Source organism: Paenibacillus sp. FSL L8-0158 (assembly GCF_038592965.1).
In the GTDB taxonomy this organism is placed as follows: Bacteria; Bacillota; Bacilli; order Paenibacillales; family Paenibacillaceae; genus Paenibacillus; species Paenibacillus polymyxa_D.
Genome location: NZ_CP151949.1, coordinates 1,368,275 through 1,393,876 on the forward strand (window position 1 = coordinate 1,368,275; position 25,602 = coordinate 1,393,876).

The window sequence follows — 25,602 nt, forward strand, 5'->3', positions numbered from 1 at the left end:
CCATGCAAAGAGAGCATACAGATGTAAATGTAAAGCCGCGTGAGCGGTTTTTGACGTTAGATACAGCGACGACCGTGATGGCGGCCGCTCTGATGAACGGAAGAGAATTGCTGGGAGAAAGCAACGTCTATGGCGAACGTAATCACTCTGTGCATGTGATTTCCGAGTTGGAACGACTGCTGAACGAAGAAGGGCTGACACGAGATGATGTAGATGGTATTGCAGTTGGTGTTGGACCGGGGTCTTATACCGGTATCCGGATTGCGGTGACTGCAGCCAAAACACTCGCTTGGGCCTGGGGTGTCCCGGTGACGTCCATATCGACTTTGCACGCTTTGGCGTGGGGGGGGTGGAATCGCGGCATCGAGATGAAGGAGCAAGAAGGTAAAAATGAGTCTGTGCATAACGGTTCGTCCGGAGCGCAGGCAGCAGACTGGATTGTGCCTGTGCTGGATGCGCGCCGTGGTCAGGTTTACACGGGGCTGTTCGCCGTGAGTACAGTTGACGACGTCGAGAGTCCGCAACGGCTGGAGCCAGATGCAATCCGATTGATGACTGCTTGGACCGATGACCTGCTGCAACGCCTGGAGGCTTTACCCTCTGAAGAGCGTCCTCCAGTCATTTGGCTAGTCGGTGAAACGGCGGTTCACGCCGAAACAGCCGAGCGACTGCGTGCTTGGAGCGAGCTTCGTATTGTACCTTATGAGCTGGAAGGAAGATGGGTTGGCCGCCTTGGGGCGGATAAGCTGCTTCGTCAGGAACATGACGAGCTACATACGCTGGTTCCTAATTATACCCAGCTGGCGGAGGCGGAAGCCAATCTGCTTCGTCAGCGCTGAAGAGAGCGGTGAACAACATGGCAAAGAACATACAGCGGGAAGAGAAACTTGAGTTTCGCTTGATGCAACTGGATGATATTCCCGATGTGCTGGAGATTGAGCATGAAGCGTTCACGCTGCCGTGGACGGAGGAAGCATTCCGCAATGAGCTGACGATGAATCATTTCGCTAAGTATATGATTATGGAACTAGACGGACAAGCCATTGGTTACGCAGGCATGTGGACGATTATGGATGAGGCCCATATTACGAATATTGCGATTCGTGAGGCTTATCGCGGACGCAAGCTTGGAGACAAGCTGTTGGATGAGCTGATGCAGACCGCCTCTTATTTAGGGATGGAACGTATGACGCTGGAGGTGCGGGTAACGAATCGGATCGCTCAGGGCTTGTATGAGAAAAAAGGCTTTAAGCCCGCGGGTGTGCGCAAAGGCTATTATTCGGATAATAACGAGGATGCCGTGATCATGTGGGCGGATCTTCCCGCGCACGGGGCATCCGGTGAACAGGAAGGAAGCGTGCAGAAGCAATGACGCAAGAGGAAAAGGCAGGTACAGGCTTAGCCTCCGGCGAGCCTTGCTATATACTGGCAGTGGAAACGAGTTGTGATGAAACGGCTGTTTCTGTCGTGAAAAATGGCACAGAGGTGCTCTCGAATCTGATTTCCAGTCAGATTGAAACACACAAAGCCTTTGGCGGTGTTGTGCCAGAGGTGGCCTCACGCAAACATGTGGAGAGCATCACCTACATGCTGGACGAGGCCATGCAAACATCGGGAATTACCCCACGCGAGATTTCGGCGGTTGCCGTGACACAAGGACCAGGACTGGTTGGTGCATTGTTGGTTGGTATTGTCGCCGCTAAGAGTGCTGCTTTGGCATTCGGCAAGCCGTTAATCGGGACGCATCATATCGCGGGACATATTTATGCCAATCAGTTGGAGCATGATATCGTGTATCCGTGCATTGCTCTCGTTGTGTCAGGAGGACATACAGAGCTAGTGCTGATGGAGTCCGAAGGTCATTTTCAACTCATTGGTCGTACAAGAGATGATGCGGTTGGGGAAGCCTACGACAAAGTAGCGAGAGCCATTGGATTTCCGTATCCTGGCGGTCCGCATGTGGATCGTGTGGCTCATGAATCGGAGGAAGTGGTTACTTTGCCGCGTGCATGGCTGGAGCCAGATTCTTATGATTTTAGCTTTAGTGGTTTAAAATCGGCGGTGCTGAATGTAATTAACCAGACGAAAATGCGCGGAGAAACCGTTCATGTCGGAGCGATCGCAAGAGGCTTTCAAGAGTCGGTCGTCGAGGTGCTGGTGGAAAAGGCGATTCGTGCCATGCGTGAATACGGTGCGAAGCAGCTCCTGCTTTGTGGCGGTGTGGCTGCTAATCGCGGACTGCGTACAGCATTGCGGGAGCGCTGTGAGCGCGAAGGAATCGAGCTGCTTGTACCATCGATGAAATATTGCACAGATAATGCAGCGATGATCGGTGCTGCGGCCTACGCCAAATGGAAGCGCGGGGAATTTACCTCATTGGATATGAAGGCTGATCCAGGGCTGTCTCTGGAAGAATGGTCTGTCCAAACTTAATTGTAGAAGAATGAGCAAGACACGGCACAGTTGAGCCGTGTCTTTTTTTGTTCCGCACCATAACTATCATAAAAATATAAATTCAAGAGGATAAAATACAGGAGTTTGAGCAAATGAATGGCAACATTTCATTCACTCGCATTATTCGTCACAATGGTTCACGATTTTTCATAATCCATCAAAAAAATCTGGAATTTTGATATTGCCCGAATAATGATGTGATTTGTCAAGTTGTGAACAAAGTTATCCACATATACCGCTTCGAATGTGGATAACCGAGCCCGAAGCAAGCAGGCTAAGACTTTTTGGAGATAGCAAGTTGGGGGATATGTAACACCTTTAGTTCTTGTGAAATCTGTGGATAATGTGGATAAGGTGGTGGATAAATTTGGTTTTCATTTGAAAGTGGCTTTTTATCAATAAAAAAATGGCCCAAAAGGCCATTTTTCAATCTCACTCATACACATAAGTTGTGGATAATCTTGTGTACAAAATAATAGAAGAGGAAAATGTGAAATTTTTAAGGCTAATATTTTATGCAGTAGTGTTTATTCTTCTAGCAACTCTTCCCAAGAGGCATAGGTTTCAGTCAATTCCTGTTTATGGGCGTCGAGTTGTGCCTGAATATTCTGAAGCGCTGTGTAATCCTGATAAATCTCAGGCAGAGTCATTTGTTCCTCCAGCCCTAAAATTTGTTCTTCCAGCGTTTTGATCTGGTTTTCCAATGCCTCCAGCTTGCGTTGACGGCTGCGTTCCTCGCTTTTGGCTTGTTTGTCTGCAGCATAGGTGGCTGCGCGTGATTTGGATGTGGTCTCGTCTGTCACGGATGCAGAGGTAGCCGATGTTTTGCCACGTGCGGCCTGATTTGCCTCTAGAGCTTCCTGCGCAATTTCCTCCAACTCCTGCTTTTTGGCTACATAGTCATCATAATTCCCCAGGAAATGTTCTATCCCTCCAGGATGAAGCTCGATGACGCGTTCCGCCATTTTGTTCAGGAAATAACGGTCATGGGAAATGAACAACAATGTACCGTCATAGTCCATCAAAGCCGCTTCCAGCACTTCCTTGCTAAACAGATCCAGATGGTTGGTAGGCTCATCGAGAATTAATACGTTGGCTTCGCGCAGCATGAGCTTGGCCAGAGATACGCGGGCTTTTTCCCCTCCGCTTAATGAAGCTACCTTCTTCAGTACATCGTCACCGCTAAACAGGAAATTACCCAGCACTGTACGAATACGTGCTTCTTCCATATGAGGATACTCGCTCCACAACTCCTCCAGTACGGTATTGGCAGGGTTCAGGTTCGTCTGTTCCTGGTCATACAGACCGATTTTGATTTTCGTGCCCCAGTGGATGGAGCCCGCAGCAGGTTTAAGTGATCCGGTCAGACATTTGAGCAACGTCGATTTTCCGATCCCGTTCGGACCAATCAGTGCCACGGTATCTCCACGTTTTAAGTCGAACGATGCGTGCTGGAATAAAGGCTTTTTACCTTCATACCCCACAGAGAGGTCACGTACCTCCAGCACTTCCTTACCTGACATATGGGCTGTTTCAAAGGAAAAATGAGCCTTTTTCAAGTCTCCCATAGGCCGATCCATACGCTCCATTTTATCTAGCTGCTTGCGGCGACTTTGAGCGCGTTTGGTCGTGGAAGCCCGCACGATATTACGTTGTACAAATGCTTCTAAACGGGCAATTTCTCCTTGCTGCTTTTCGTAATGCTTAAGATTCTTTTCGTACTCGGCAGCCTTCAGCTCCATGTAGCGGCTGTAGTTGCCTGTATATCGGGTAGAACGATGGCGTTCGATTTCAATAATCGTCGTTACCAGTCGGTCCAGAAAATAACGGTCATGTGATACAACCAGCAGAGAACCGGAGTAGCCGCGCAAATAGTCCTCCAACCAGGTCAGTGTTTGAATATCCAGATAGTTGGTAGGCTCATCAAGCATAAGGACATCTGGGGCGAGCAGTAGGATGCGCGCTAGCGCAAGCCGGGTTTTCTGTCCTCCGCTCAAGGTAGCTACAGGTGTTTCAGGTGCGAATGAGCCAAAGCCCATGCCGTGCAACACGCTGCGAATACGGGTCTCCATTTCATAACCACCGTGATCCTTGAACCAGTCTGAGCGACGTGCATAACGTTCCAGCAGATCTGCGTAGCGTTTTTCGTTTTGAGCATTGGCCAGGTCAGCGATGTCCTGTTCCATTTGTCGCAGTTCCCGTTCCGCTTCAATCAGGGGAGTGAACACCAGCATCATTTCCCCCCAGATAGAACGGTCTGAATTCAGGCCGCTGTTTTGCGCCAGATAACCGATGCTGGTCTCCTTCGCCTTGAAAATTTGTCCACTGTCATAGGATATTTCACCAGCAATGATTTTGAGCAGGGTCGATTTGCCTGCCCCGTTCACACCTACGAGTCCAATACGTTCACGTTCTAATATTTGAAGGTTAATCCCGTCCAGAACGGGCTCAATTCCATATGATTTAGTAATTCCGGTTACTTGCAATAGCATAGCGTATCGTTCCTCCATTACATTTTGCACAGTTCTACCTGCTTTCTTCGCAGGTACCTTCTTTCCAGTTTACATGAAATTACCCACTATTGCACTGCTTTCACCCTGTAAACCCTTGAGCCGCGTGTAGTCAATTTGTATAAACAATGATAAACTTAAGCGAGAAGTGAAAAAGAATGAAAAAAACTTGCAACGTACAGCACTTACTGACAAATGGGACAATAGCAACGTTTTAAAGATTATGGACGATTGTGCGGGAGGGCGGATGTGATGGATGTCTGTAATGTGAAGAACGCGCTGCGTTTGCAGCAACGGGAGGCGCGTGACTCCATGGACCCGCTGACAAGGCAGAAGGCATCGGCTGTGGCCTGTCGGCATGCAATCGAGGCATGGGAGCAGCTTAGAATAGACAGAAATGGAGATAAGCTAACCTTATTTAGTTATCTCTCTTTTGGCAGCGAGATTTCGACGACTCCCCTCATTGAGCATTGCTGGTCACAGGGAGATCGTGTCCTGGCCCCAAGAGTGGATTCGGTAACTCGGACGATGGAGCTGAGGGAGATGGATCAGAACGGAGATATTGTACCCGGCATCTGGAACATCCCTGAGCCTGCTTTGACATGCAAGGAATGGTCGCCTGAAATGTGGACGGGAATTGACTGGGTTGTTGTGCCTGGCTTGGCCTTTGATCGTCGTGGGGGCAGGATTGGCTACGGCGGAGGCTATTATGACCGCTTTACCGTACAGGTAGAGGCAGAGAAGCGTAACAACAGCCACGTAGGTCCGCTGTATGTCTCGCTGCTGCTGCCGGGACAATTGCTGACACAGGTGCCCATGGAGCCAAGGGATTTGCGAGTGAACGTACTGTTTACTCTGGATGGACGCTTAGATTGTGATTATGCAAAATTGGCAAATGATGAATGAAGTAAAGTTGGGTATGTGAAAGGAGCTGTGAGGGAGTCGTGGATTCCTTTACTCATTTTAACGAACAGGGACGGGCTCGTATGGTTGATATTTCGGGTAAAACGTCTACGGTTCGTACAGCAGTTGCCGTGACTCAGATTACGATGAATCCGGCTACATTGACGGCTGTAAAAGAAGGAAGAATCGGCAAGGGTGATGTTCTTGCTGTGGCCCAGGTCGCAGGGATTCAAGGCGCGAAAAAAACGTCAGACTGGATACCGATGTGTCATCCACTGGCCCTGACAGGCGTGAACATTACTTTTTCCGATAATGGACATGATGTGCTTCATATTGAAGTTGAAGTGAAGACCGAAGGTAAGACAGGTGTAGAAATGGAAGCTTTGACAGCGGCTTCAGCCGCAGCGTTAACCGTGTATGATATGTGCAAGGCGCTGCAAAAAGATATGATCATCGGCCCTACCATGCTGCAATCCAAAACAGGTGGCAAGCATGGGGATTTTCAAAGGGAGGACCACCGGGAACCTTGACATAGATAAACATTGTCGCCGAGAGGGTACTGTGATGTGATGCAGGATGCAGCGTGGCTGTTTCTGATTTTCAGAAGAGAAAGTATTCTTTCATGATAGGAGAAGGGTGATCTTATGGTGTGGAAAACGGCGATCCTAACAGCCAGTGATAAAGGGGCAAGGGGAGAGCGTGAGGATACAAGCGCACAGGTCATCCGGGAACTCATCGAAGAAGAACTGGGCGGAGAGATTGTGGAATACCGGATCGTTCCCGATGAACCGGATGAAATTATTGCAGCTTTAATCGAAATGACCGATTATTTTCATGCAGACCTGGTACTAACTACGGGCGGAACTGAGCTGGCGATTCGTGATGTGACACCTGAGGCGACTCGGCGGGTCGTGGAACGGGAAGTGCCGGGTATGGCAGAGGCCATGAGAATGATCGTGATGCAGAAAAATCCGGCGGCTATGCTATTCCGTGGAATCGTGGGAATACGCGGACGTACACTGATCGTCAATTTGCCAGGAACGCCCAAAGGCGTGCATGAAAATTTGGCAGCGATAATGGACCAGCTTCCAGAAGCGTTGCTTATGGTGACAGGCCAGTTCCGGTAGAAGGCGGCACATCGTGTGTGGTATGATACCTATAAGAATTTATAAGGCCGTATACGGACAAAGATGCTTATTTTGTTCGTCAACATAAGGAGGATTACTACACATGCCCAATATTGGAGCACCGGGTTATATTTTGTTAATTATTCTGGCGCTGCTGCTATTTGGTCCGAACAAGCTGCCTGAGCTGGGTCGAGCTGTAGGGCGTACATTCCGTGAGTTTAAAAACGGGGCACGCGATATTTTATCAGAAGATGAACGGACTGAGCGCAAAGACAGCAAAGATAGCAAAGATAGTGTGGTCAAAGCATCACAAACGACGTCTTCAGAAGTTCAACCTCAGCCTGAGGATAAACGCTTGTCATAGATTTAGTGATCAATTCTTGATGCTTGTACAATAAACAAGAGCCTCTTCTTCAGTGAAGGGCTTTATTTTTTAGGAGGCGCTGCTGCGTTCCGTTCAGAAAGGAGGAATGGACTTGACCTCATCAGAGCATGAAATGCCGTTAATGGAACATCTGGGTGAGCTTCGCCGCAGAATAATTTATGTGCTAATTGTATTTGTATTGGCGCTGGCTGGTGGTCTGTTCGCGGCGGGTTCTGTCTATGACTGGCTTATTCGCTCCGGTTCGGCGCAAGCTTTTCAGTTAAACGCGTTTTCCTTTTGGGACGGGATTGGTATCTACATGAAGATTGCCATGATCATCGGGATTGCGGTGGCGCTACCGTTTGCATGCTACCAACTGTGGAAGTTTGTCAGCCCGGGATTAAGGCCGCAAGAACGGAGTGCGACTTTGCGGTATGTGCCTTATGTCCTGCTTTTGTTTATCATTGGGGCAGCTTTTGCTTATTTCATTATTTTCCCGATGGCAATTCAGTTTACATCGTCCGTCACCAAAAGTATGGGATTACAGGAAACGTATGGGATCGCTCAATATTTCACCTTTATGTTTAATATTGTACTGCCTGTAGCGCTGCTGTTTGAGCTCCCCCTGCTTATCATGTTTCTGACGGGGATTCATGTTTTAACACCAATGCGGCTTCGCAAATGGCGGAAGATTTCTTATTTTCTGCTGGTGTTCGTCGCGGTTGTCATTACCCCGCCGGATTTTATTTCCGATTTTTTGGTGGCGATTCCGTTGCTGGTGCTATATGAAGTGAGCGTGTACTTGTCTTCGGTCGTGTATCGCAGGCAGCTGCGTGCACAGGAGGAACGTGAGGCCCAATTGCGTGTAGCTTCAGAATAATAAGGCAGGACCTGAATGGCTCAGTAAATAATTTATTCGGGTCCGCTAGCTACATGGCAACTTGCAGATGATGAATAGCATTTGTATATCATGACTATGTACAGAGCATGAACAGTAGCAGCTTAGTCCCCTGAAAAATAACCATTAGCCTTGAGTTAACGGTTATTTTTCAGATAGTTGGATATAATCGGGAAGGACTGTCCATAAAAATTCCCATAAAAAATACATTAGGGACTTGAAATTCAATCTCAAGTTGAGTATCATAAAGTTGGTTGTTAGCACTGACGACTGTCGAGTGCTAATACATACAACATAACAACCAAATTACAGGATAAAACACTTAATAAGGAGGCTATTTTTTCATGATCAAACCTTTGGGTGAACGCGTATTGGTGGAAGCAATTGAGCAAGAGACAACGACTTCCTTCGGGATCGTACTTCCTGACTCTGCCAAGGAAAAGCCGCAAGAAGGCAAAATTATCGCGGTTGGCGCAGGCGCATTGAAAGACGGTGCCCGTATTCCTCTGGAAGTAAAAGAAGGCGACCGTGTCATTTTCTCTAAATACGCTGGAACGGAAATCAAATATGAAGGTAAAGAATATTTGATTATGAAAGAAAGCGATATCCACGCGATCATCGGTTAACCGGAACCCGGACAAGACCTGAATATAGGAATTGAAACAAATCATTCATAATCCATAGGGAGGTTTATCACAAATGGCTAAAGATATTAAATTCAGTGAAGACGCTCGTCGCTCTATGCTGCGCGGGGTTGACGCATTGGCTAACGCTGTTAAAGTAACACTCGGACCGAAAGGTCGTAACGTTGTACTGGAGAAAAAATTCGGTAGCCCGCTCATCACTAATGACGGTGTAACGATTGCAAAAGAAATCGAGCTGGAAGATGCGTTCGAAAACATGGGCGCTCAACTGGTTAAAGAAGTAGCGACCAAAACGAACGATGTAGCTGGTGATGGTACGACTACTGCTACTGTTTTGGCTCAAGCCCTCATCACAGAAGGCTTGAAAAACGTAACTGCTGGCGCAAGCCCAATCGGTATCCGTAAAGGGATCGACAAAGCGGTTAAAGCAGCTGTTGCTGAACTGCAAGCCATCTCCAAACCAATCGAAAGCAAACAATCCATTGCTCAAGTAGCTGGTATTTCCGCTGCTGATGACGAAGTAGGCGAACTGATCGCTGAAGCTATGGAAAAAGTGGGCAAAGACGGTGTAATCACGGTTGAAGAATCCCGCGGTTTTGCAACAGAGCTGGAAGTGGTTGAAGGTATGCAATTTGACCGTGGCTACATTTCCCCGTACATGATTACAGATACGGACAAAATGGAAGCTGTACTGGACAATCCGTATATCCTGATTACAGACAAAAAAATCACAAACACACAAGAAATCCTGCCATTGCTTGAAAAAATCGTACAACAAGGCAAGCCACTCGTACTGATCGCTGAAGACATCGAAGGCGAAGCGCTGGCTATGCTCGTTGTTAACAAACTGCGTGGTACATTCAACGCTGTAGCTGTTAAAGCTCCAGGCTTTGGTGACCGTCGTAAAGCAATGCTGCAAGATATCGCTGCCCTGACAGGCGGTCAAGTGATCACGGAAGAACTGGGTCTGGACCTGAAAACAGCTTCCGTAGACCAACTGGGTACAGCACGTCAAGTGCGTATCACAAAAGAAAATACGATTGTGGTTGACGGTGCTGGAAACAAAGCCGACATCGACGCTCGTGTTAGTCAAATCCGTACGCAACTGGAAGAAACCACTTCCGAGTTCGACAAAGAGAAACTGCAAGAGCGTCTGGCTAAATTGTCCGGCGGCGTAGCAGTCATCAAAGTCGGTGCGGCTACTGAAACAGAATTGAAAGAACGCAAACTGCGCATCGAAGATGCCCTGAACGCAACCCGTGCTGCGGTTGAAGAAGGTATCGTATCCGGTGGTGGTGTAGCGCTCCTGAACGTATACAAAGCAGTTGCAGCTGTTGAACTGCAAGGCGACGAGCAAACAGGCGTGAACATCGTGTTGCGCGCTCTGGAAGCTCCAATCCGCACCATCGCTGCTAACGCAGGTGAAGAAGGCTCTGTAATCGTTGAGCGTCTGAAACGCGAAGAAGTTGGCGTAGGCTTTAACGCAGCTACTGGCGACTGGGTAAACATGATCGACGCTGGTATCGTGGACCCTGCGAAAGTAACTCGTTATGCATTGCAAAACGCTGCTTCCGTAGCAGCAATGTTCCTGACTACTGAAGCGGTTATTGCTGACAAGCCAGAACCAGAAAAGGCTGCAATGCCTGACATGGGCGGCATGGGTGGAATGGGCGGCATGATGTAATCATCGCCTTGAACCCTTGATATATAGGGGTTTGTAGGGTGGAGATTAGTGAAATGCTAACCTTTTGCTAACTTTCAATTTTAGAAACAACTTTACTTCACCAATTAGAGGAGACCTTTCGTAAGTTCACTGAACTTATGGGAGGTTTTTTCTTCGATATTTTTAGTCATATGAGCGTATATGTTCATCGTCGTGTTTATATCTGAATGCCCTAATCTTTCTTGAATCTCTTTTACGCCTGCCCCAGCTTCAATGAGAAGGGATGTATGAGTATGTCTAAAATAACCCTTGGATGCCCGATGTTTTCAGCAAAAATGAAATCTTGATCCTCATATACTAACCGTTGTTTCATTTTCAATTCCATCTGCTCACGCTTGTGTGCTTTGAATAAGGCGACAAGTCCATCGTCAATCATGATTGTACGGATTGACTTTTTTGTTTTTAGCGTTAGGAGTTGATAACCTGTACTTTTGTTATTTGGATTATGGTATGTTTTGGTGATTCTTATAGTTTTCTTAGTAAGGTCCAGGTCTGTCCATTTTAATGCTAACATTTCGCCTAGGCGCATACCGGTATAGGCCAAAGTAGCAAAACATAGATAGTCTAGATATAATCCTTGTTCTTTTGTGATACGTAGAAAGGTTTTCAGTTCATTTAACTCAAGAAACTTTCCCTTAACCTCGTCTTCCTCGATATCTCCAACAGTCACATGCTTTTTGGGCATGACAAAACCATAGGTTGGATTTGTCTTTATCAAGTCTTGCCTGATAGCATGCTTGAAGATCATGTTTCCCGTCGTATGGATACTGTCAATATAGTTTTGACTAAATTGTTTGCTTAATTCATCTATACGAGTTTGGTACATATGCCTCCTAGCTTAATATAGGGGTATCGGCCAGCTCTAACGGTTCGGCTGATTTTAGCAGGAAACCGTCCGCACCACTGCGCAGTAAGTCCAACGCTTGCTCCGCATCCTGAAACGTCGTGACAATCAATACGCGAATATGCGGCCAATGCTGCTTGATCATTTTGGTTGCTCGGATCCATTCATGCGTGGCATATCCAAATCCATTAGCACTACGTGAGGCTGGAGGCGTCCGCACAGGTCGACGGCTTGTTCGCCATCCTCTGCCGAGCCGACTACGTTCAAGTCTTGGTACTTGTCGAGCAGCACCTGCAGACTTTCCCGAATAAAAGGTTGGTCGTCGACGATCAACAACTGAATAAGGTCGTTCTCCATTTTTGCTTGTCGCGGCAACGTACAGGGACAAGCGTACCGGCCCCTGGTTTCGTATAGACGAACACTTGACCTTGCAAATTTATGGCCCGCTCCTTCATCGCGTTCATGCCGAAGCCTAAGCAGCTATCTTGTTATAAACCAAACCTTTGTGCAGTGTATAATTGGCTGTTTACGCTCCGTCACCTGCACAAAGGTCGGAAAAAAATAGCTATCGGTCTAGCTGTTGAATCATGGTTCGCGTATAACCTCCGAATGTTTTCGCCAACCGGTCACCCAACTTGACGCTTATTGCAGCAAGCACCGCTCCCAGAACCATGATAAGGAGTGATTTCGCAAAAGTATCTACTTGCATGAAAATGACATTCATATCGATGTATCGATACAAAATTGGTGCCAACAGGAATGCAAGCGGTGTTAAATAGAGAACGGCTACACTGACAAGACTGACAAGTCCGATCACCAACTTCTGCATTAACCAAAAGACGGCGAGCCAATTACGACGATCCGTAAGTTCTAATTTGGCATGAACCCAAATCGATGCATCCGTTGTTATTTTTTTGTCGTAAGGTGCTGTCGTAATATCTGTATAAATTTTCGTCTGCGTACGTTCGAATTGGATGAAGGTTGTCGTAGTTCGCAATACTCGTGTAAATAGTGGAATGCCGATTACTATAAATGAAAGACTTAAACTGAACGACAGAGCTACCATATAAAAGCAAAAGTAAAACAAGCCTGTAACGAAAGTTAATAATAAAAAATAACCATTTTGGATGAAACCTGATTTCATAAGGTTCATCGCTCCTCTCTGTGTATAGCGGTATTGTATGGTTTGGCTTCTTCCGCAACCGCACCAGTGTAAAAATGTTATGTGGCATTTTCGGAATATATCCACCCTGCTCAACCTCAGCAAAAAAAGTAAACGTCATAGACGGAAACACTGTTCTGAAGTTGTTAATGATTTGACTACGGTTTTCTATAGGTGAATCAGCTCCTCTTTAAAAAATAGATTGGTGCGGTTGCCTACTGCTCCATACTAACCGCACAGCTGTCATCTCCACCAGTGACAACATGTCATCAACATGTCGTCATTTTCTTTGTGACATGTTGGCGCTGATCAATACGTTAGCGAGCATTGCATGTCACATGAAATAGTGAAGATTTGTAACTAGCTTAAATGATAGTGAGTGAGTAACAATTGGATTACTGAAGACGACCCAATATGCTTGTATGCAGAAAGAGTCGTACTTCAAAAAAATCCATGAGGTGAATACCATGAACAAAAGAAGGAAAATGATTTACGGTGGAGTTGCCGTAATGCAAAGTGCAGCGATTCTAACTTCAGGTTGCAGTACGAGACCAGCTGAAAAGTCGGATCTAATAGGAACAACCCAACCAGTTGAGACAGCTCAAATATCTCAAAATAGTATTGCAAAATCACTTGAATTGCAGGCGAAGCATCTGAAGACGTTAGATCCGAAACAACCATTGGAAGATTTAAAACCGCTAAAAGACATGATAGGGAATGCAAATTATGTTGGTTTAGGAGAGGCCCCTCACGGAAGCTCGGAGATTTTTATGATGAAGCATCGCCTTGTTAAGTATTTGGTCACTTAGCTATGATTTACCGATTTTTGGATTTAAGAGGATTGGGGCAACGGTTTAAAGCTGAATCTTAACAGTGGAAAAAATGAAATTAAAGAAAGGTAATTTCACCATCGATTTCCAAGTTAACCATGGCGATATGAGAAAGAATTAAGATTCCGAAGCACATTTGATATTGGTACAGTTAGTGATTTTAGTAAAGACAATTATGTAATAAGAGAATTAATGGTTTAAACGAAAATCCCTTAGGGAATGTCGAAAAACTAATAAGTAAGTATTTCAGGAGGCTTTTATGAAAAAGAAAATGATTATTGCACTTGGTGCTTCTGCTATAATACTGGCTAATTTTGTAGGAAATACTTATGCAGATTTGAAAACAGAAGTTCCTGTTACAGCTTCCTACAATACAAATCAAATAGCGGAATGGTTAGAAGCGCATGCAAAGCCTTTAAAAACAACTCCAACTGCACCTCTTAATGATTTAAAACCACTTAAGAATATGGTAGGTTCAGCTTCAATTGTAGGTTTAGGTGAAGCTACGCATGGGGCTCATGAAGTTTATACAATGAAACACCGCATTGTTAATTATTTAGTATCTGAAAAGGGCTTTATCAACTTAGTTTTAGAAGAGGGATGGGACAGAGCTTTGGAACTTGATCGATATGTTCTTACTGGTAAGGGAAACCCAAGCCAACATCTATCACCTGCATTTAAGACGAAAGAAATGTTATATCTACTTAGTTGGATTCGGCAATATAATGCTAATCCAAAACATAAATCTAAAGTGCGTGTCATTGGGATGGATATTCAATCAGTAAACGAGAATGTTTATAATAATATAATAGAATATATAAAAAGAAACAATTCAGATCTTGTGCCTAGAGTAGAAGAGAAGATAAAAGGTCTTATTCCTGTAACAAAGGATATGGATACCTTTGGCAGCCTTACGCAAAAAGAAAAAGAAAAGTATATTTCAGATGCTAAACAAATCAGTGCTTTATTAGAACAAAATAAAAGTTATCTAAATGGAAAATCCAAAGAGTTCGCATGGATAAAACAAAATGCCCGTATTATTGAACAATTTACTACAATGTTAGCGTCACCACCTGATAAACCATCGGACCTTTTTTCGAAACATGATATTGCAATGTATGAAAATGCGAAGTGGACTGAAGAACATTTAGGAAAAACCATTGTTTGGGGACATAATGGACACGTTTCGAAAACAAATATGATTCCTTTTATATACCCTAAAGTAGCTGGGCAGCATTTAGCGGAATATTATGGAAAGCGGTATGTATCTATTGGAACATCAGTTTACGAAGGGCAATATAATGTCTATAATAATGACGGTGAATTTGGCCCATATGGAACAATAAAATCAGATGATCCAAACAGCTATAACTACATCTTTGGACAGGTCAAAAAAGATCAATTTTTTATAGATTTACGTAAGGCGAACGGAGTGACAAAAACTTGGTTAAACGAACAACATCCAATTTTCGCTGGAATAACTACGGAAGGCCCTGATATACCAAAAACTGTTGATATATCATTAGGTAAATCGTTTGATATACTTGTTCAAATTCAAAAAGTGAGTCCATCTCAACTACATCAATAAATTTGTAATAATGTGGCTCAACGAAGTGTATTATTGATGGTAGTGTTAAGTGTCAATAGAGTTGTTTAAAAATGTCAGTCATGTTATTCCATTAAAGGGTCATTAGATGGAATAAGTGTTTTCAAATTAAAGGGGATGTGGGGTAGAAACACATCGCCATCAAGCTAAGGTTTTGAAGTACCCCCTAAATGAAAATTTTCTGTCTCTACATTTAGTTATTTTGAGAAGTCAGCTCATTTTTTGTTTTGGGGCGTTTCTTTTTTTGTACTTTCAGGCACATATGCTCCTTCAACCCTATTATAGAAGCGATTTCGATTGTAATTAGAGAAAATAACTGTGAACCAACGGCTAAAGTTGCGTGAAAATTGGAAAGTTCATTCCTAACTTAAGTAAGATGATGATTCGTTCCGACTTTTCTCCACCTTTCAGCGTTTCCAGTATTGGCGCTTCCATTTGCACAGTCATAAATATATTTGTTACCGTATGAGTAGTGTGATCCAGAATATTTAGAGTGGCCCACTACTCTTTGGCAAAGTCCTTGAGTTTGAGTCCATAATGCGTCGATGAACAATTTATTAGGGTTATTCCAACTTGTTTTAATTTGTGTTGCAAAGTTTTTTTGAATTTTTTGACAATCTTCTTTTGCAATATCCTCATCAAATTTTTTTGAGTTACCTCCCAGAATTTCTTTAGCCATCTTTTCATTGTGTAGATCCTGATATCTTTTTACTTTTTATGACAAAAAATACTTCAAGATAAAAAGAACAAGTGACCTCCGTTTTATTCTTCCATTAAATCACTTAACAAACTTTCTAATTGTTCAACCTTATATATCATTTTTTCCATAGCATTAATGTTTTTTGAAATATTATTATCAGGATTGTAAAGTGTCTTGGTTATTCGTAACTCATTTAACTCAAAGTTAAAGTCCGTATCTTTTAAAGCACAAAGTTCCCTGAAAAGGCAAGCAAATGAAAGATTTCAATGTCATCAGCTAAACCATGCTCATTAACTGCATTTAAAAATTCAGCCACCATAGTATTCAGCCTAACGTTACCATAGGAGGATTTTAAAGCAAAAGCTCTGCTAAACTTAATTGGTCGGCAGAGCTTTTTAATTAATCAAATTGCTTACAGACGAACCTAGGTAGAACTGGTATGAGTCCACTTTTTAAATGTTCGTTGAAAATAAAGTTTTGCTAACTACAATAAAAGAAACAACGGTAGGCTAGGACGGGAAAATAAAGCCCTAGACTGTCGCTGTTTCATTGAACTAACGTCCCCGTTAGCTTAATTATTCGTTATCTTGTTCAAGATGAAGGATGCCATATTCAACGAATATTTCTAAATACTTATTAACTGTAAATTGACGTTTTGCTTCGCTAATAATGCATTGCTATTAATTTGATACGATATGCTGATCATTTTGATGCGCATCTTCATTAAAGTAATGTTCAAACTGTTTTTGCATTTTATCGGCTACCAAGTGAGTGTGGCGTGAATGCATAATTGCTGTAATGACAAAATAAAGGGAAAGTATTGTAAGAAAAAAATAAATTATATTCATCGAAAAACTCCTCTCCGTAAGGTAGATGATCGAAGATTGTATGGTTCCATTTGACTTTATGTGAGCCGTATTTTTATTCTATAAAACTATTGGTTACTTTTTCTTACCATTCAACTTGATCAAAACGCATGTCTTTATAGTAGAACTCTCTATCATGATCCGTAATCTCCCGAAGAACTCTGCATGGATTTCCAACAGCTATTACATTCGCCGGGATATCCTTGGTTACCACACTACCAGCACCAATTACACTCCCTTTGCCAATCGTGACTCCTGGAACAATAATCGCTCCGCTCCCGATCCATGCCCCATCCTCAATGGCCACTGGTAATGCAAACATCCCGCCTTCTTTGCGCTTTTCTGGATGTACAGGATGATTCGTTACAGCAATCGTTACATTCGGGCCAAACATGACATCATTACCAATCGCAACTTTATAGTCGTCAACCACGGTTAGATTGAAATTGATATACACATTATTTCCTACGGTCGTATTTGAACCATAAGACATGCGAATTGGCGGCTCCATCCATACATTTTCTCCAATGCTTCCAAAAAGTTGTTTCATTAACGTTTTGCGCATTTCAACATCATCTGGATGCAAATTATTAATTTCATAGCATATTGCCTTACTACGCTGGCGTGCTTTTGCCAACTCTGCAGCCTCTTTCGGATAATTAGCATCGTGATCTGTAAATAAATGTTTGCTAGCCATTCTTTCTTGGATATTCATGCTACATTCTCCTTTATAGATGCTTATATTTATTAGAGTAAATTGCATAACCCTTAGTTATGGTCAGGTTTATGCAAAGTTTCTAGTTATGTTGTTAAGCCACTTAAACTGTCGATAGCGAATAAAAGCAATGGGCAGTTTAATCATCTCGTCTAGGCAGATGACGATATATAAGAAAATGGGGGAGACTTGCCAAACAAAAGCACATAGGTAACTAAGCGGTAGAATAATAAGCCACATGACAACAGTGTCGCACCAAAATCCAAATTTAGAATCCCCACCAGCCGTGAATATACCCGCTATAGTTGTGGAGTTTATCGATTTGGCTATACAATAATACGCACTAATGTACAGCATGCCATCTAGGTAACTTTGAGCAGTTGGATTCAAATTGACGGTGGAGTATACCAATGGTTTAATGAACAGAATCGTGCAGCCTGCAATGACTCCAAATATCAAAGCATAAAAACACATTTTGTTGCCCGCATGCTTTGCTTTCTCGATGTCACCCTGTCCCAAATACTTTCCAACAAGTACAGAGCCCCCTGTAGCGATGCCTCCACAGAGAACAACTGCTAGATTTTTAACGACGGACGCTATCGAGTTAGCTGCTACCATATCGGAGTTCACATGGCCAATAATTGCAGCCGTGGCGGTAAGAGCTCCTCCCCAAACGATATAATTCCCCTGTATAGGCAGAGTGTATTTTAAGAAATCCTTTAATAAATTTCGTTGAATGCCATCACGTACAGGCAAACGAAAACGAATGGATCCCTTTGTTACAGAGTGAATCATACAACAGGCTAGTTCAATAATCCGTGCTAAAACCGTGGCAAGTGCTACGGCGGAAATGGCCAGTTCGGGCCTTGATGGGAATAAAACAAAAATGCAAAAGGCATTAAACAAAATGTTTAGGATTAAACATAAGGAACTAATCCACGCACTAAGTTTTGCATTTTCCATACTTCTAATCACACTGAGATACATCTGCGATATTCCCATCACAAGATAAGAAAAGGAATTCATTTGTAAAAACCTTGAGCCGAATCGAATCAGTTCTGCATCATTGGTGAATAAACGCATAAGTGTACCCGGAAGAAAGAAGGAAGATAAAAAAAACAAAATGGAGACACAAAAGGAGAACATGCAAGCGATGCTAAGAATGCGCTGTATGGTTGAAGTATCCTTTTTCCCCCAGTATTGCGCAGTGAGGATACTTGCCCCCGCTGACATTCCCATGTAAAACAATGTTAATGTGAAAGTAATTTGCCCTGCGAGTGATACAGCTGACATTGCGGATTGACTAATCATACCCAGCATAACTACATCAACGGATATCACAGTTGCTGATATTAAATTTTGTAATGCAATGGGAATGACGAGCGTCATTAACTCCCGATTAAAATCACGATTAGATCCTTTGAGTTGTATGCGGTTTCTCACCTATATCCTGTCCTCCCCACTGATCTACACAATATAAGGATAGGATAATATCATTGTTGTTTCCATTAATATTGGCTATAATTTTATAAAAATCGTATATTTACAAAGGGTGGTCTCTTTGATGACAAATTTAGAGGTGTTTTCTGATTTATCAGAACGTTTGAATTATAATCTTCCTGATTTACCGCTCTATGTCCGAAAGGGAAGCCTTCATCAATTTAACAATTATGCAGCAGTAGCGCATTGGCATTTGGACATAGAGTTTATCTACATATTACAAGGATCGATGGATTTCTCCGTGAATGGAAGTATCACTCGATTGCATCAAGGGGATGGACTTTTTGTGAATAGCCAACGTTTGCATTTCGGCTATTCTCTTGCAGACCATAAAGATTGTTTATTCCTTGTCGTCGTCATTCATCCCTCTATCCTTGGTGAGAAGACTTCATTTATTCAAACATACTGGGGGGAAAAGTTTAGTCTAATGATGGCTGATTTTGTTGTACTTACAGATCAGGCTGATTGGCAGCAAAGAATATTACTGTCCATTCAAGAAATCTATCAGGAAATGCATAAGGACCATACTCCTCCAAATCCGCTTCGTCTGGCATCACAAGCTTTATCTTTGTGTGCAACAATAGGGGATCATTTGCAACCCATTTCTGGGCAACCTGGAGCATTAACGCATGTTCAGGAAATGACTCGTTTCATTCATCAAAACTATGATCAAAAAATAACACTTGAGGAGATCGCCTACGCAGGAGCCGTTTGTAGAAGCCGGTGTTGTACATTATTTAACAAGTATGTGGGCCAGACACCCAACAATTATGTCACTCAATATCGTCTTCAAAAAAGTTGCGAAATGTTAAAAGAAACACGAAGATCCATAAGTGAAATTGCACTTGCCTGCGGTTTTCAAAGTGCTAGTTATTTTTCATCCATTTTTCGTAAACAGATGGGTGTAGTTCCACAAAATTATCGAAAACAAGTTTCGAATAACGATTCAACTTGAATGGAAGTAATACAAACATATTTGGAATAATCTGGATTACAACAGTCTTTCAATCAAATATTATTTTCTCAAAAGCGTAATATAGAAATTCAAACAATAAGGAGTACGGATTTTACGTAGAGGAACAATCTGTTTTTTTACGGAGAGCGCTAACATGCCAGCGTCTTTTTAGATATTTTGGGGCAACATATCCCGCAAAAGTTTCATTCTTTATTGATACATGTGATGAGTCTGCTCATAAATCATTTCTTTTTCGGTACATAATAACCATTGGAAGTGCCTGTTTCTGCAACTCAAATGATAAAAGAGCGGGGCAAACACACCATTGCCCCGCTCTTTTACATAATGCAATACCAGTTGACAGACAAGGATCACTGCAAATCCAGTATTTTTTGAATCGTGAGAAGAACACCATTTTCTTCGTTTGACTTAGTAATGAAGTTTGCTGCTTTTTTAGTATTTTCACAAGCATTACTCACTGCAAAACTGTATTTCGCGATTGCCATGAGTTCCACATCATTCTCGCCGTCACCAAATGACATTGTTTCCTCGTATGTGACGCCCAACATTTTTTGCAGTTTCTTTACTGTCTCACCTTTATGCGTATGCAATGCCGTGATATCCAGCCATCTAGCTTCTGAATCAACAATATAAATTTGTCCACCCAACGTATTCTCAACATGCGCTCTTAATGCTGTACTTCGTCCCTCCGTGTCGAAGACCGTAATTTTGATAAAACAGCTATCTATGTTTGCAAAGGAGTCTGTTTTTAATACACGTTCATAGGAGCCTTTAACAACGTTATACATATCTTCTGAAATGGAAGAATGAACGTACGCAGCATCACTTGCACATACAATAAGTGTCATATTGTTGTCGAATTCTTGAATTTGATCAATCGCCTGTAGAGCTAGATCTCGATCAATACTAAACTCTTTAACCACTTGGCCATCTTTTTTAATTCGAGCAGCACTGTCACCCAGTATCCAAACTCCCTTGCCATGTTCGTCAAACAATTTTTCAACACGCTCACATTGTTTACCTGTACATGCGACAAACGTGACTCCTTTTTGCTGCATCTCTGCATAAACTGTTTTGAAAAGTTCGACATCGTACAAACTTTTATTGTTCAGAAATGTTCCGTCTAGATCAGTGACTACAAGTTTAATCATACTTATTACCCTCCTGTTTTTTGTTGGTCTTGTTTATCCTTCTGATTGCAATGATCGACGTATTTCACTTGCATGTTCTCCACCAGAATTTGAACTTTTGCGAATATACAATTGCGCTAATGATAAAATACGAACCCATCAAAACGCACGTGGTCAATATATCCACCTAATATTCCCATCAAATTCGCCTCCTGTGAAATTCATAAAACTCTTTTTTTAAATACTTTATAATGGACATTTAAAATGTCTTTAAAAAAATTCAAAACGAGTTGGTCACATGCTTATCTATGATCTCTCGCTACAAAACAAGATTAAAATATGTAACTGGTTTCATGTCAATAAATTAATTTCAGTACATTTTTCCAAGTTGCCAAGCCACAATTATGATATGTGATCGTTAAAATGCCAGCTGTTTAGGAAGAGGTATTTTAGAGAATATTAAATTTCAGAAATATCATTGCTACTTCCTATGCCTCAATATACAATAGAAGGAAATTGTTGATGAGGCCGATATGTGGTGAATATTTCGTTATTTGAATCACAAAAAATCACATAAAAAATCCTGAAAAATTAAATTGAATAAGGTTGTATAGGGATATTCAAAAAGTAATTCAATTGGGTTAGTTAGAAAAGCCTTACAACCTTTTTTCTAACTACACAACTACTACGTGGGTATATACCATTTGTGTATCCTCTTAAAAATCAGCTCGTGGAAGATCCATAGTGTACTTATATTAAGTGAACTAGTGTAAATGAAAACGGAGTACCTTGATAGTAAAAATACCCACTAGGTAGATACTACATAGTGGGTCTATTAAGATTAGACCAAAGACTTCACCTATATGTCTACATGGAAAGGGGAGGGGATAGGAAGCTTAGATTAAACAGTCTCTTTCAATATATTACGAAAAAAATCACTTTTGTATGGCTTTTTCTTCGGTTAGGGTTTTCATGAGTTGTGAAATGCAGCTTTGTGCTACGCCAAGTAATTTTGCATATTCAATTTGAGTTGAATTAGGTAGTTTTTGTATTAATTGTTCTAGCTGATTTGACCGCCGTCGACCGTTCGGCAGGAATGGGGGCAAAGATCATGCTGATGCCTTGTGCGGTGCTTGTGTTAGTCACCATCTTATATGGTTTGGCACCCGTCGCACCGGTCCTGGACTGACACCACAGAACATCGCTTCAGTCAAGACGGACACAATAAAATTAGACGATTGATGAAGCTAATTGAATAAGTCCGTTAACAAAGAGGGTACTGCACTCCAGATTTCCTGGGAACAGTACCTTCTTTGCGGCCTGTATATTATTGAATCCCATTCGATTGTAGCCTGTCTCGCGAAAACGTATAGTAGAAATAACGATTGTGCTAAACAGTGAACATTAGTTGAATGAAACGGTGACAGTCTAGGACTTTATTTTCTGGTCCCTAGCTGTTGCCGTTTCATTTTTAAGATCCAGTCTAAACTATTACTTTACCCAAGCGGGGTTTCGCCATCATCAACGCGCTTCCGATGTTCCTCCCCAGGTTTCACCCCATATGCGCATTTCCCGAAGTACAGGTATGTACGCCCTTCCTTTATCTGTTAGCGAATACTCAACAGTAACAGGTGAGGTAGGGAACACCTGGCGGTTGATGACTTCATGCCGCTCAAAATGACGCAGGACATCCGTTAAAGACTTGATGCTGACATTGTCTAAATATCTTCGCATCTGATTAAATCGCTGCGGACCCAGACTAAGTAAGGTGAGTACCAAAATAGCCCATTTTCCGCGAACAACCTCCAACGCCTCGCGAATGGAGATGAGACATTGTTCGTCCTCTTTGCTTATATCCACAAAATCATTCCTTACTATAGTATAGTTAGTCTAATTTATTGAGCTATATAAAAATAATGTGTCTACTTTAAAGTAGACACTTAATAATTTATAGTAACACTAAAGCTTATTTAACTGCAATGGTTGAATTTGTTTTGAAGGTCTACTACTAATTATTTAGAACATCTTGTGCCAACTTGGGGCAAGGTAATTATGGGGAGGAGAGAAGCATGTCCGTTGAACAATCGTCACAGAAGGTGGAGGCGCAGTTTTTCGATGTTATTCAAGATCGGAGATCTGTAAGGTACTATGATTCCGAAGTAAAGATCTCACGGGACGAAATGAAGGATATATTGCAGCTAGCTACACTGGCTCCTTCTGGCGCCAATCTCCAGCCGTGGAGGTTTCTCGTCATCGACTCGCAGGAGCTAAAACAAAAACTGCTTCCGATCGCCAACAGCCAGCAGCAAGTGATTGAGGCTTCAGCTGTCATTGCGATACTCGGAGATTTGGAAGGCTATAAATTGGCCGAGAAAGTTTACGGGATGGCGGTCGATGCGGGGTACATGCCTGAAGAGACAGCTAAATCATTCGTGGAGCGATACCAAAGACTGTTCGCGAGTATGCCTCCAGAAAATGTACTCCGAAAAGTATTTATTGATAGTGGACTGGTATCCATGCAGCTAATGCTTGTCGCCCGTGCAAAAGGCTATGATACGGTCCCGATGGGCGGCTTTGACCAAGTAAAATTTGTAGAAGAGTTTGATATTCCGGCGAGATACGCTCCAGTTATGCTTATCGCCATAGGTAAGGCGGTGAAGCCCGGACACCGGACGGTAAGATTACCGATAGAAGATGTCGCTTTCTTTAATGAATTGCCTAAGGATTGATATTAATCATTCATGTAATATAAAAGAAGCTAAAGGATATGAAATGCACCTCCAATTGTTAACCACTACTAACAATTGGAGGTGCATTTTTGAGTTTTTTGGTGGCACCTGATCCTTATTGATCATTAATGAGGATGTCCCTGGACATTTGCGCTGTGGGGCGGACCACTATTTCACTTACCCACGCCATTTGGTTGCTCAATTGCGAACGCAATAGCTTTAGCGATAGAGTAGGGGGATAACCCAATGTTCTGATAAGCTTCGAGTTTGGCTTTCATCTCTGAGTCCTTTATGGCGTCCAGGGAATCCAATTGTGTGGATCCAGGTGTGTTTGTGAATCCGGGTGAAACGATCGTTACTCGAAGCTTGTTGCTGGCATCTTGACGCAGGCCCTCTGAAATCGAACGGCAAGCTTTGTCCCCAGACTGGCCTTCGGCTCACTGAACAGTATGGTGTGGAAGACCTTTGAAAAATTTGATTACACTGTGTATAAATAAACCTTAGCTTCATATGGTCTCAATGTAATATTTTGAGTATCAACAAGTGCAGTTTCCGACTTGTAGTTGGAAATCAGTAGTTTTCCAGATTGAGGAATAGAGCTTTCTTTTGGAAAAGAAATACTCGTAGGTTCACCAAAAAAGTTGAGAATTACCACCAGTCGTTCGTTACCCAATGCTCGCTGATAAGCAAAAACTTTCTCATGATTTTCTGCAACAATTGAGTAGTCACCATAAACAATAATGTCATGCTGCTTGCGCAGTTCAATTAGCCGACGATAATAATGAAAAATAGAATCTGGATCAGACAGCGAAGATTCTACATTAATTTGTTTGTAGTTAGGATTAACACCGATCCAGGGCTTACCAGTTGTAAATCCGGCCTGCGGTGAGTCATTCCATTGCATAGGAGTGCGGCTATTGTCGCGTCCTTTGATGTAGATAGAATTCATAATGGAGGCTTCATCTTGGCCTGCAGCCATGTATTCTTTATACATATTGAGGATTTCAATACCCTTGTATTCTTGGATTGTTTCAAAGCGCACATTTGTCATTCCGATTTCTTCGCCTTGGTAAATGTAGGATGTGCCTTGAAGCGTATGCAATAGGGTCGCCAGCATTTTGCCAGACTCTTTATGATAATTCTTATCGTCTCTAAAACGGGAAAGCATGCGAGGTTGATCATGATTATTCAGATACAGGCTATTCCAACCCTTTCCATTCAGTCGAGCTTAAAAAGAATGCTAATGAAAAAAAGTTCTGTTGGGTACACAAGCTGAGCACTTAGCAACGGTCGGTCTAGTAAGAGTTATCTCTGGATATACATATGCAAGAGTGATTCAGGCTACCGAAAATGAGAGAGGGAATCAGTGGTATACTTGGACCAGGACAAGATTGCTCAGTGGGCCAAAGGAGAGATTATGGGTCTTACGAAGATTATATGGTCCAAGGGTATTCGGACGGAACATTTAGACCGAAAGACCATATGAGTAGACAGGAAGGAGCCATGCTTTCTTTGAAAGAGAAAAAATAATGAAAGAAAATATCAAGCTCAGGCAAATACTGCCCGAGTCATTATCCTGAATCCATAAACCGTGCATAACCGTGTTAAAATTGATGTATAAGATGATAAATATTTGGGATTTGGAGGTTGTCTTGTGAGCAGAATTTCTACAAATGACTTAAAAGATATTTTGAAAAGAGCGACCCAATCAGCGCGTCAAGAAGCCAAAAAAAAAGGTGTTCCTGCTGTCTATGAGGAAAATGGAAAGATGATTAAAGAATATCCTGATGGAAAAAAAACTCAGATCATTTTTACAGAAGAAGGAAAGCGAGAAGTTGAGTACACTTAACGCCTGGAAACAAGTGCAAGACAAGAAAACCAGCTAATGTTTGTCAAGGGGTACCACTAATATTTTAACGAA

22 protein-coding genes and 3 pseudogenes are annotated in these 25,602 nt (G+C 42.7%); 15 read left to right on the forward strand and 10 right to left on the reverse strand.

Annotation, left to right across the window (positions count from 1 at the left end):
• The first annotated feature begins 2 nt into the window (after positions 1–2).
• Genes tsaB through tsaD form a run of 3 tightly spaced genes read left to right on the forward strand, consistent with a single transcriptional unit; the run spans position 3 to position 2,433 of the window.
• Positions 3–839, forward strand: a complete 837-nt coding sequence (gene tsaB, locus NSQ68_RS06150) for a tRNA (adenosine(37)-N6)-threonylcarbamoyltransferase complex dimerization subunit type 1 TsaB (RefSeq protein WP_342428304.1) — start codon at positions 3–5, stop codon at positions 837–839.
• A gap of 17 nt (positions 840–856) precedes the next feature.
• Positions 857–1,372, forward strand: coding sequence for a ribosomal protein S18-alanine N-acetyltransferase (gene rimI / locus NSQ68_RS06155; RefSeq protein ID WP_134902771.1), 516 nt, complete (start codon positions 857–859; stop codon positions 1,370–1,372).
• Entirely contained in the window at positions 1,369–2,433 is a 1,065-nt protein-coding gene (gene tsaD, locus NSQ68_RS06160; RefSeq protein WP_342428305.1) for a tRNA (adenosine(37)-N6)-threonylcarbamoyltransferase complex transferase subunit TsaD, read from the forward strand. Before rimI ends, tsaD begins: the two co-directional genes overlap by 4 nt.
• Before the next feature lie 548 nt (positions 2,434–2,981).
• On the opposite strand, the gene NSQ68_RS06165 is transcribed toward tsaD, so the two are convergent.
• Positions 2,982–4,946 carry an ATP-binding cassette domain-containing protein gene (locus NSQ68_RS06165; protein WP_342429083.1) on the reverse strand — a complete coding sequence of 655 codons (1,965 nt, stop codon included), beginning with the start codon at positions 4,944–4,946 and terminating at the stop codon, positions 2,982–2,984.
• Between the two features lie 270 nt (positions 4,947–5,216).
• Between NSQ68_RS06165 and NSQ68_RS06170 the strand changes: the two genes are divergently transcribed.
• The 7 genes from NSQ68_RS06170 (at position 5,217) to groL (ending at position 10,584) form a co-directional block, all read left to right on the forward strand.
• Positions 5,217–5,870, forward strand: a complete 654-nt coding sequence (locus NSQ68_RS06170) for a 5-formyltetrahydrofolate cyclo-ligase (protein ID WP_342429084.1) — start codon at positions 5,217–5,219, stop codon at positions 5,868–5,870.
• A 38-nt stretch (positions 5,871–5,908) separates the two neighbouring features.
• Positions 5,909–6,397, forward strand: a complete 489-nt coding sequence (gene moaC, locus NSQ68_RS06175) for a cyclic pyranopterin monophosphate synthase MoaC (RefSeq protein ID WP_029516247.1) — start codon at positions 5,909–5,911, stop codon at positions 6,395–6,397.
• A gap of 114 nt (positions 6,398–6,511) precedes the next feature.
• Positions 6,512–6,994, forward strand: a complete 483-nt coding sequence (locus tag NSQ68_RS06180) for a MogA/MoaB family molybdenum cofactor biosynthesis protein (RefSeq protein ID WP_013309212.1) — start codon at positions 6,512–6,514, stop codon at positions 6,992–6,994.
• Positions 6,995–7,097: 103 nt separating this feature from the next.
• Complete coding sequence (locus NSQ68_RS06185; RefSeq protein WP_342428306.1) at positions 7,098–7,358, forward strand: twin-arginine translocase TatA/TatE family subunit; 261 nt, start codon at positions 7,098–7,100, stop codon at positions 7,356–7,358.
• A 112-nt stretch (positions 7,359–7,470) separates the two neighbouring features.
• Complete coding sequence (gene tatC, locus NSQ68_RS06190; protein WP_342428307.1) at positions 7,471–8,238, forward strand: twin-arginine translocase subunit TatC; 768 nt, start codon at positions 7,471–7,473, stop codon at positions 8,236–8,238.
• Between the two features lie 362 nt (positions 8,239–8,600).
• Positions 8,601–8,882 carry a co-chaperone GroES gene (groES, locus tag NSQ68_RS06195; RefSeq protein ID WP_007429271.1) on the forward strand — a complete coding sequence of 94 codons (282 nt, stop codon included), beginning with the start codon at positions 8,601–8,603 and terminating at the stop codon, positions 8,880–8,882.
• Between the two features lie 73 nt (positions 8,883–8,955).
• On the forward strand, positions 8,956–10,584 hold the full coding sequence (groL, locus tag NSQ68_RS06200) for a chaperonin GroEL (protein ID WP_013309215.1): 1,629 nt from the start codon (positions 8,956–8,958) through the stop codon (positions 10,582–10,584).
• A gap of 232 nt (positions 10,585–10,816) precedes the next feature.
• Here groL and NSQ68_RS06205 read toward each other — a convergent pair whose 3' ends face one another.
• The 3 genes and pseudogenes from NSQ68_RS06205 to NSQ68_RS06215 form a co-directional block, all read right to left on the reverse strand.
• Positions 10,817–11,449, reverse strand: a complete 633-nt coding sequence (locus tag NSQ68_RS06205) for a site-specific integrase (protein WP_342428308.1) — start codon at positions 11,447–11,449, stop codon at positions 10,817–10,819.
• Between the two features lie 22 nt (positions 11,450–11,471).
• Positions 11,472–11,940: pseudogene (locus NSQ68_RS06210) on the reverse strand (response regulator); the annotation flags it as partial.
• 92 nt (positions 11,941–12,032) lie between these two features.
• Positions 12,033–12,611 carry a sensor domain-containing protein gene (locus NSQ68_RS06215; RefSeq protein ID WP_305162609.1) on the reverse strand — a complete coding sequence of 193 codons (579 nt, stop codon included), beginning with the start codon at positions 12,609–12,611 and terminating at the stop codon, positions 12,033–12,035.
• A gap of 629 nt (positions 12,612–13,240) precedes the next feature.
• Between NSQ68_RS06215 and NSQ68_RS06220 the strand changes: the two are divergent.
• Both NSQ68_RS06220 and NSQ68_RS06225 read left to right on the forward strand, forming a co-directional pair.
• Positions 13,241–13,462, forward strand: a pseudogene (locus tag NSQ68_RS06220) (erythromycin esterase family protein); the annotation flags it as partial.
• Positions 13,463–13,718: 256 nt separating this feature from the next.
• Positions 13,719–15,047 carry an erythromycin esterase family protein gene (locus NSQ68_RS06225; RefSeq protein WP_342428309.1) on the forward strand — a complete coding sequence of 443 codons (1,329 nt, stop codon included), beginning with the start codon at positions 13,719–13,721 and terminating at the stop codon, positions 15,045–15,047.
• A 385-nt stretch (positions 15,048–15,432) separates the two neighbouring features.
• Here NSQ68_RS06225 and NSQ68_RS06230 read toward each other — a convergent pair whose 3' ends face one another.
• The 3 genes from NSQ68_RS06230 to NSQ68_RS06240 all read right to left on the reverse strand — a co-directional run bounded on the left by NSQ68_RS06230 (position 15,433) and on the right by NSQ68_RS06240 (position 18,789).
• Positions 15,433–15,744: a hypothetical protein gene (locus NSQ68_RS06230; protein WP_342428310.1), complete on the reverse strand. Its 312-nt coding sequence runs from the start codon at positions 15,742–15,744 to the stop codon at positions 15,433–15,435.
• A gap of 972 nt (positions 15,745–16,716) precedes the next feature.
• The gene (locus NSQ68_RS06235; RefSeq protein ID WP_342428311.1) at positions 16,717–17,346 is read right to left on the reverse strand and encodes a sugar O-acetyltransferase; all 630 of its coding nucleotides are present in this window, start codon (positions 17,344–17,346) and stop codon (positions 16,717–16,719) included.
• Positions 17,347–17,415: 69 nt separating this feature from the next.
• Complete coding sequence (locus NSQ68_RS06240; protein ID WP_342428312.1) at positions 17,416–18,789, reverse strand: MATE family efflux transporter; 1,374 nt, start codon at positions 18,787–18,789, stop codon at positions 17,416–17,418.
• 121 nt (positions 18,790–18,910) lie between these two features.
• Between NSQ68_RS06240 and NSQ68_RS06245 the strand changes: the two genes are divergently transcribed.
• Positions 18,911–19,801, forward strand: coding sequence for an AraC family transcriptional regulator (locus tag NSQ68_RS06245; protein ID WP_342428313.1), 891 nt, complete (start codon positions 18,911–18,913; stop codon positions 19,799–19,801).
• A gap of 371 nt (positions 19,802–20,172) precedes the next feature.
• Here the strand turns inward: NSQ68_RS06245 and NSQ68_RS06250 are convergent, their stop codons facing one another.
• Positions 20,173–20,973, reverse strand: coding sequence for a Cof-type HAD-IIB family hydrolase (locus tag NSQ68_RS06250; protein ID WP_341071786.1), 801 nt, complete (start codon positions 20,971–20,973; stop codon positions 20,173–20,175).
• A 1,500-nt stretch (positions 20,974–22,473) separates the two neighbouring features.
• Positions 22,474–22,812 carry a helix-turn-helix domain-containing protein gene (locus NSQ68_RS06255; RefSeq protein WP_307348518.1) on the reverse strand — a complete coding sequence of 113 codons (339 nt, stop codon included), beginning with the start codon at positions 22,810–22,812 and terminating at the stop codon, positions 22,474–22,476.
• Positions 22,813–23,021: 209 nt separating this feature from the next.
• On the opposite strand from NSQ68_RS06255, the gene NSQ68_RS06260 reads away from it, so the two are divergent.
• Positions 23,022–23,681: a nitroreductase family protein gene (locus NSQ68_RS06260; protein WP_029516306.1), complete on the forward strand. Its 660-nt coding sequence runs from the start codon at positions 23,022–23,024 to the stop codon at positions 23,679–23,681.
• Between the two features lie 478 nt (positions 23,682–24,159).
• Here NSQ68_RS06260 and NSQ68_RS06265 read toward each other — a convergent pair.
• Positions 24,160–24,891 (reverse strand): annotated as a pseudogene (locus NSQ68_RS06265) (alpha-amylase family glycosyl hydrolase); the annotation flags it as partial.
• Between the two features lie 444 nt (positions 24,892–25,335).
• Here NSQ68_RS06265 and NSQ68_RS06270 point away from each other — a divergent pair.
• Positions 25,336–25,530, forward strand: a complete 195-nt coding sequence (locus tag NSQ68_RS06270; RefSeq protein ID WP_307348521.1) for a hypothetical protein — start codon at positions 25,336–25,338, stop codon at positions 25,528–25,530.
• The last annotated feature ends 72 nt before the right edge of the window (positions 25,531–25,602 follow it).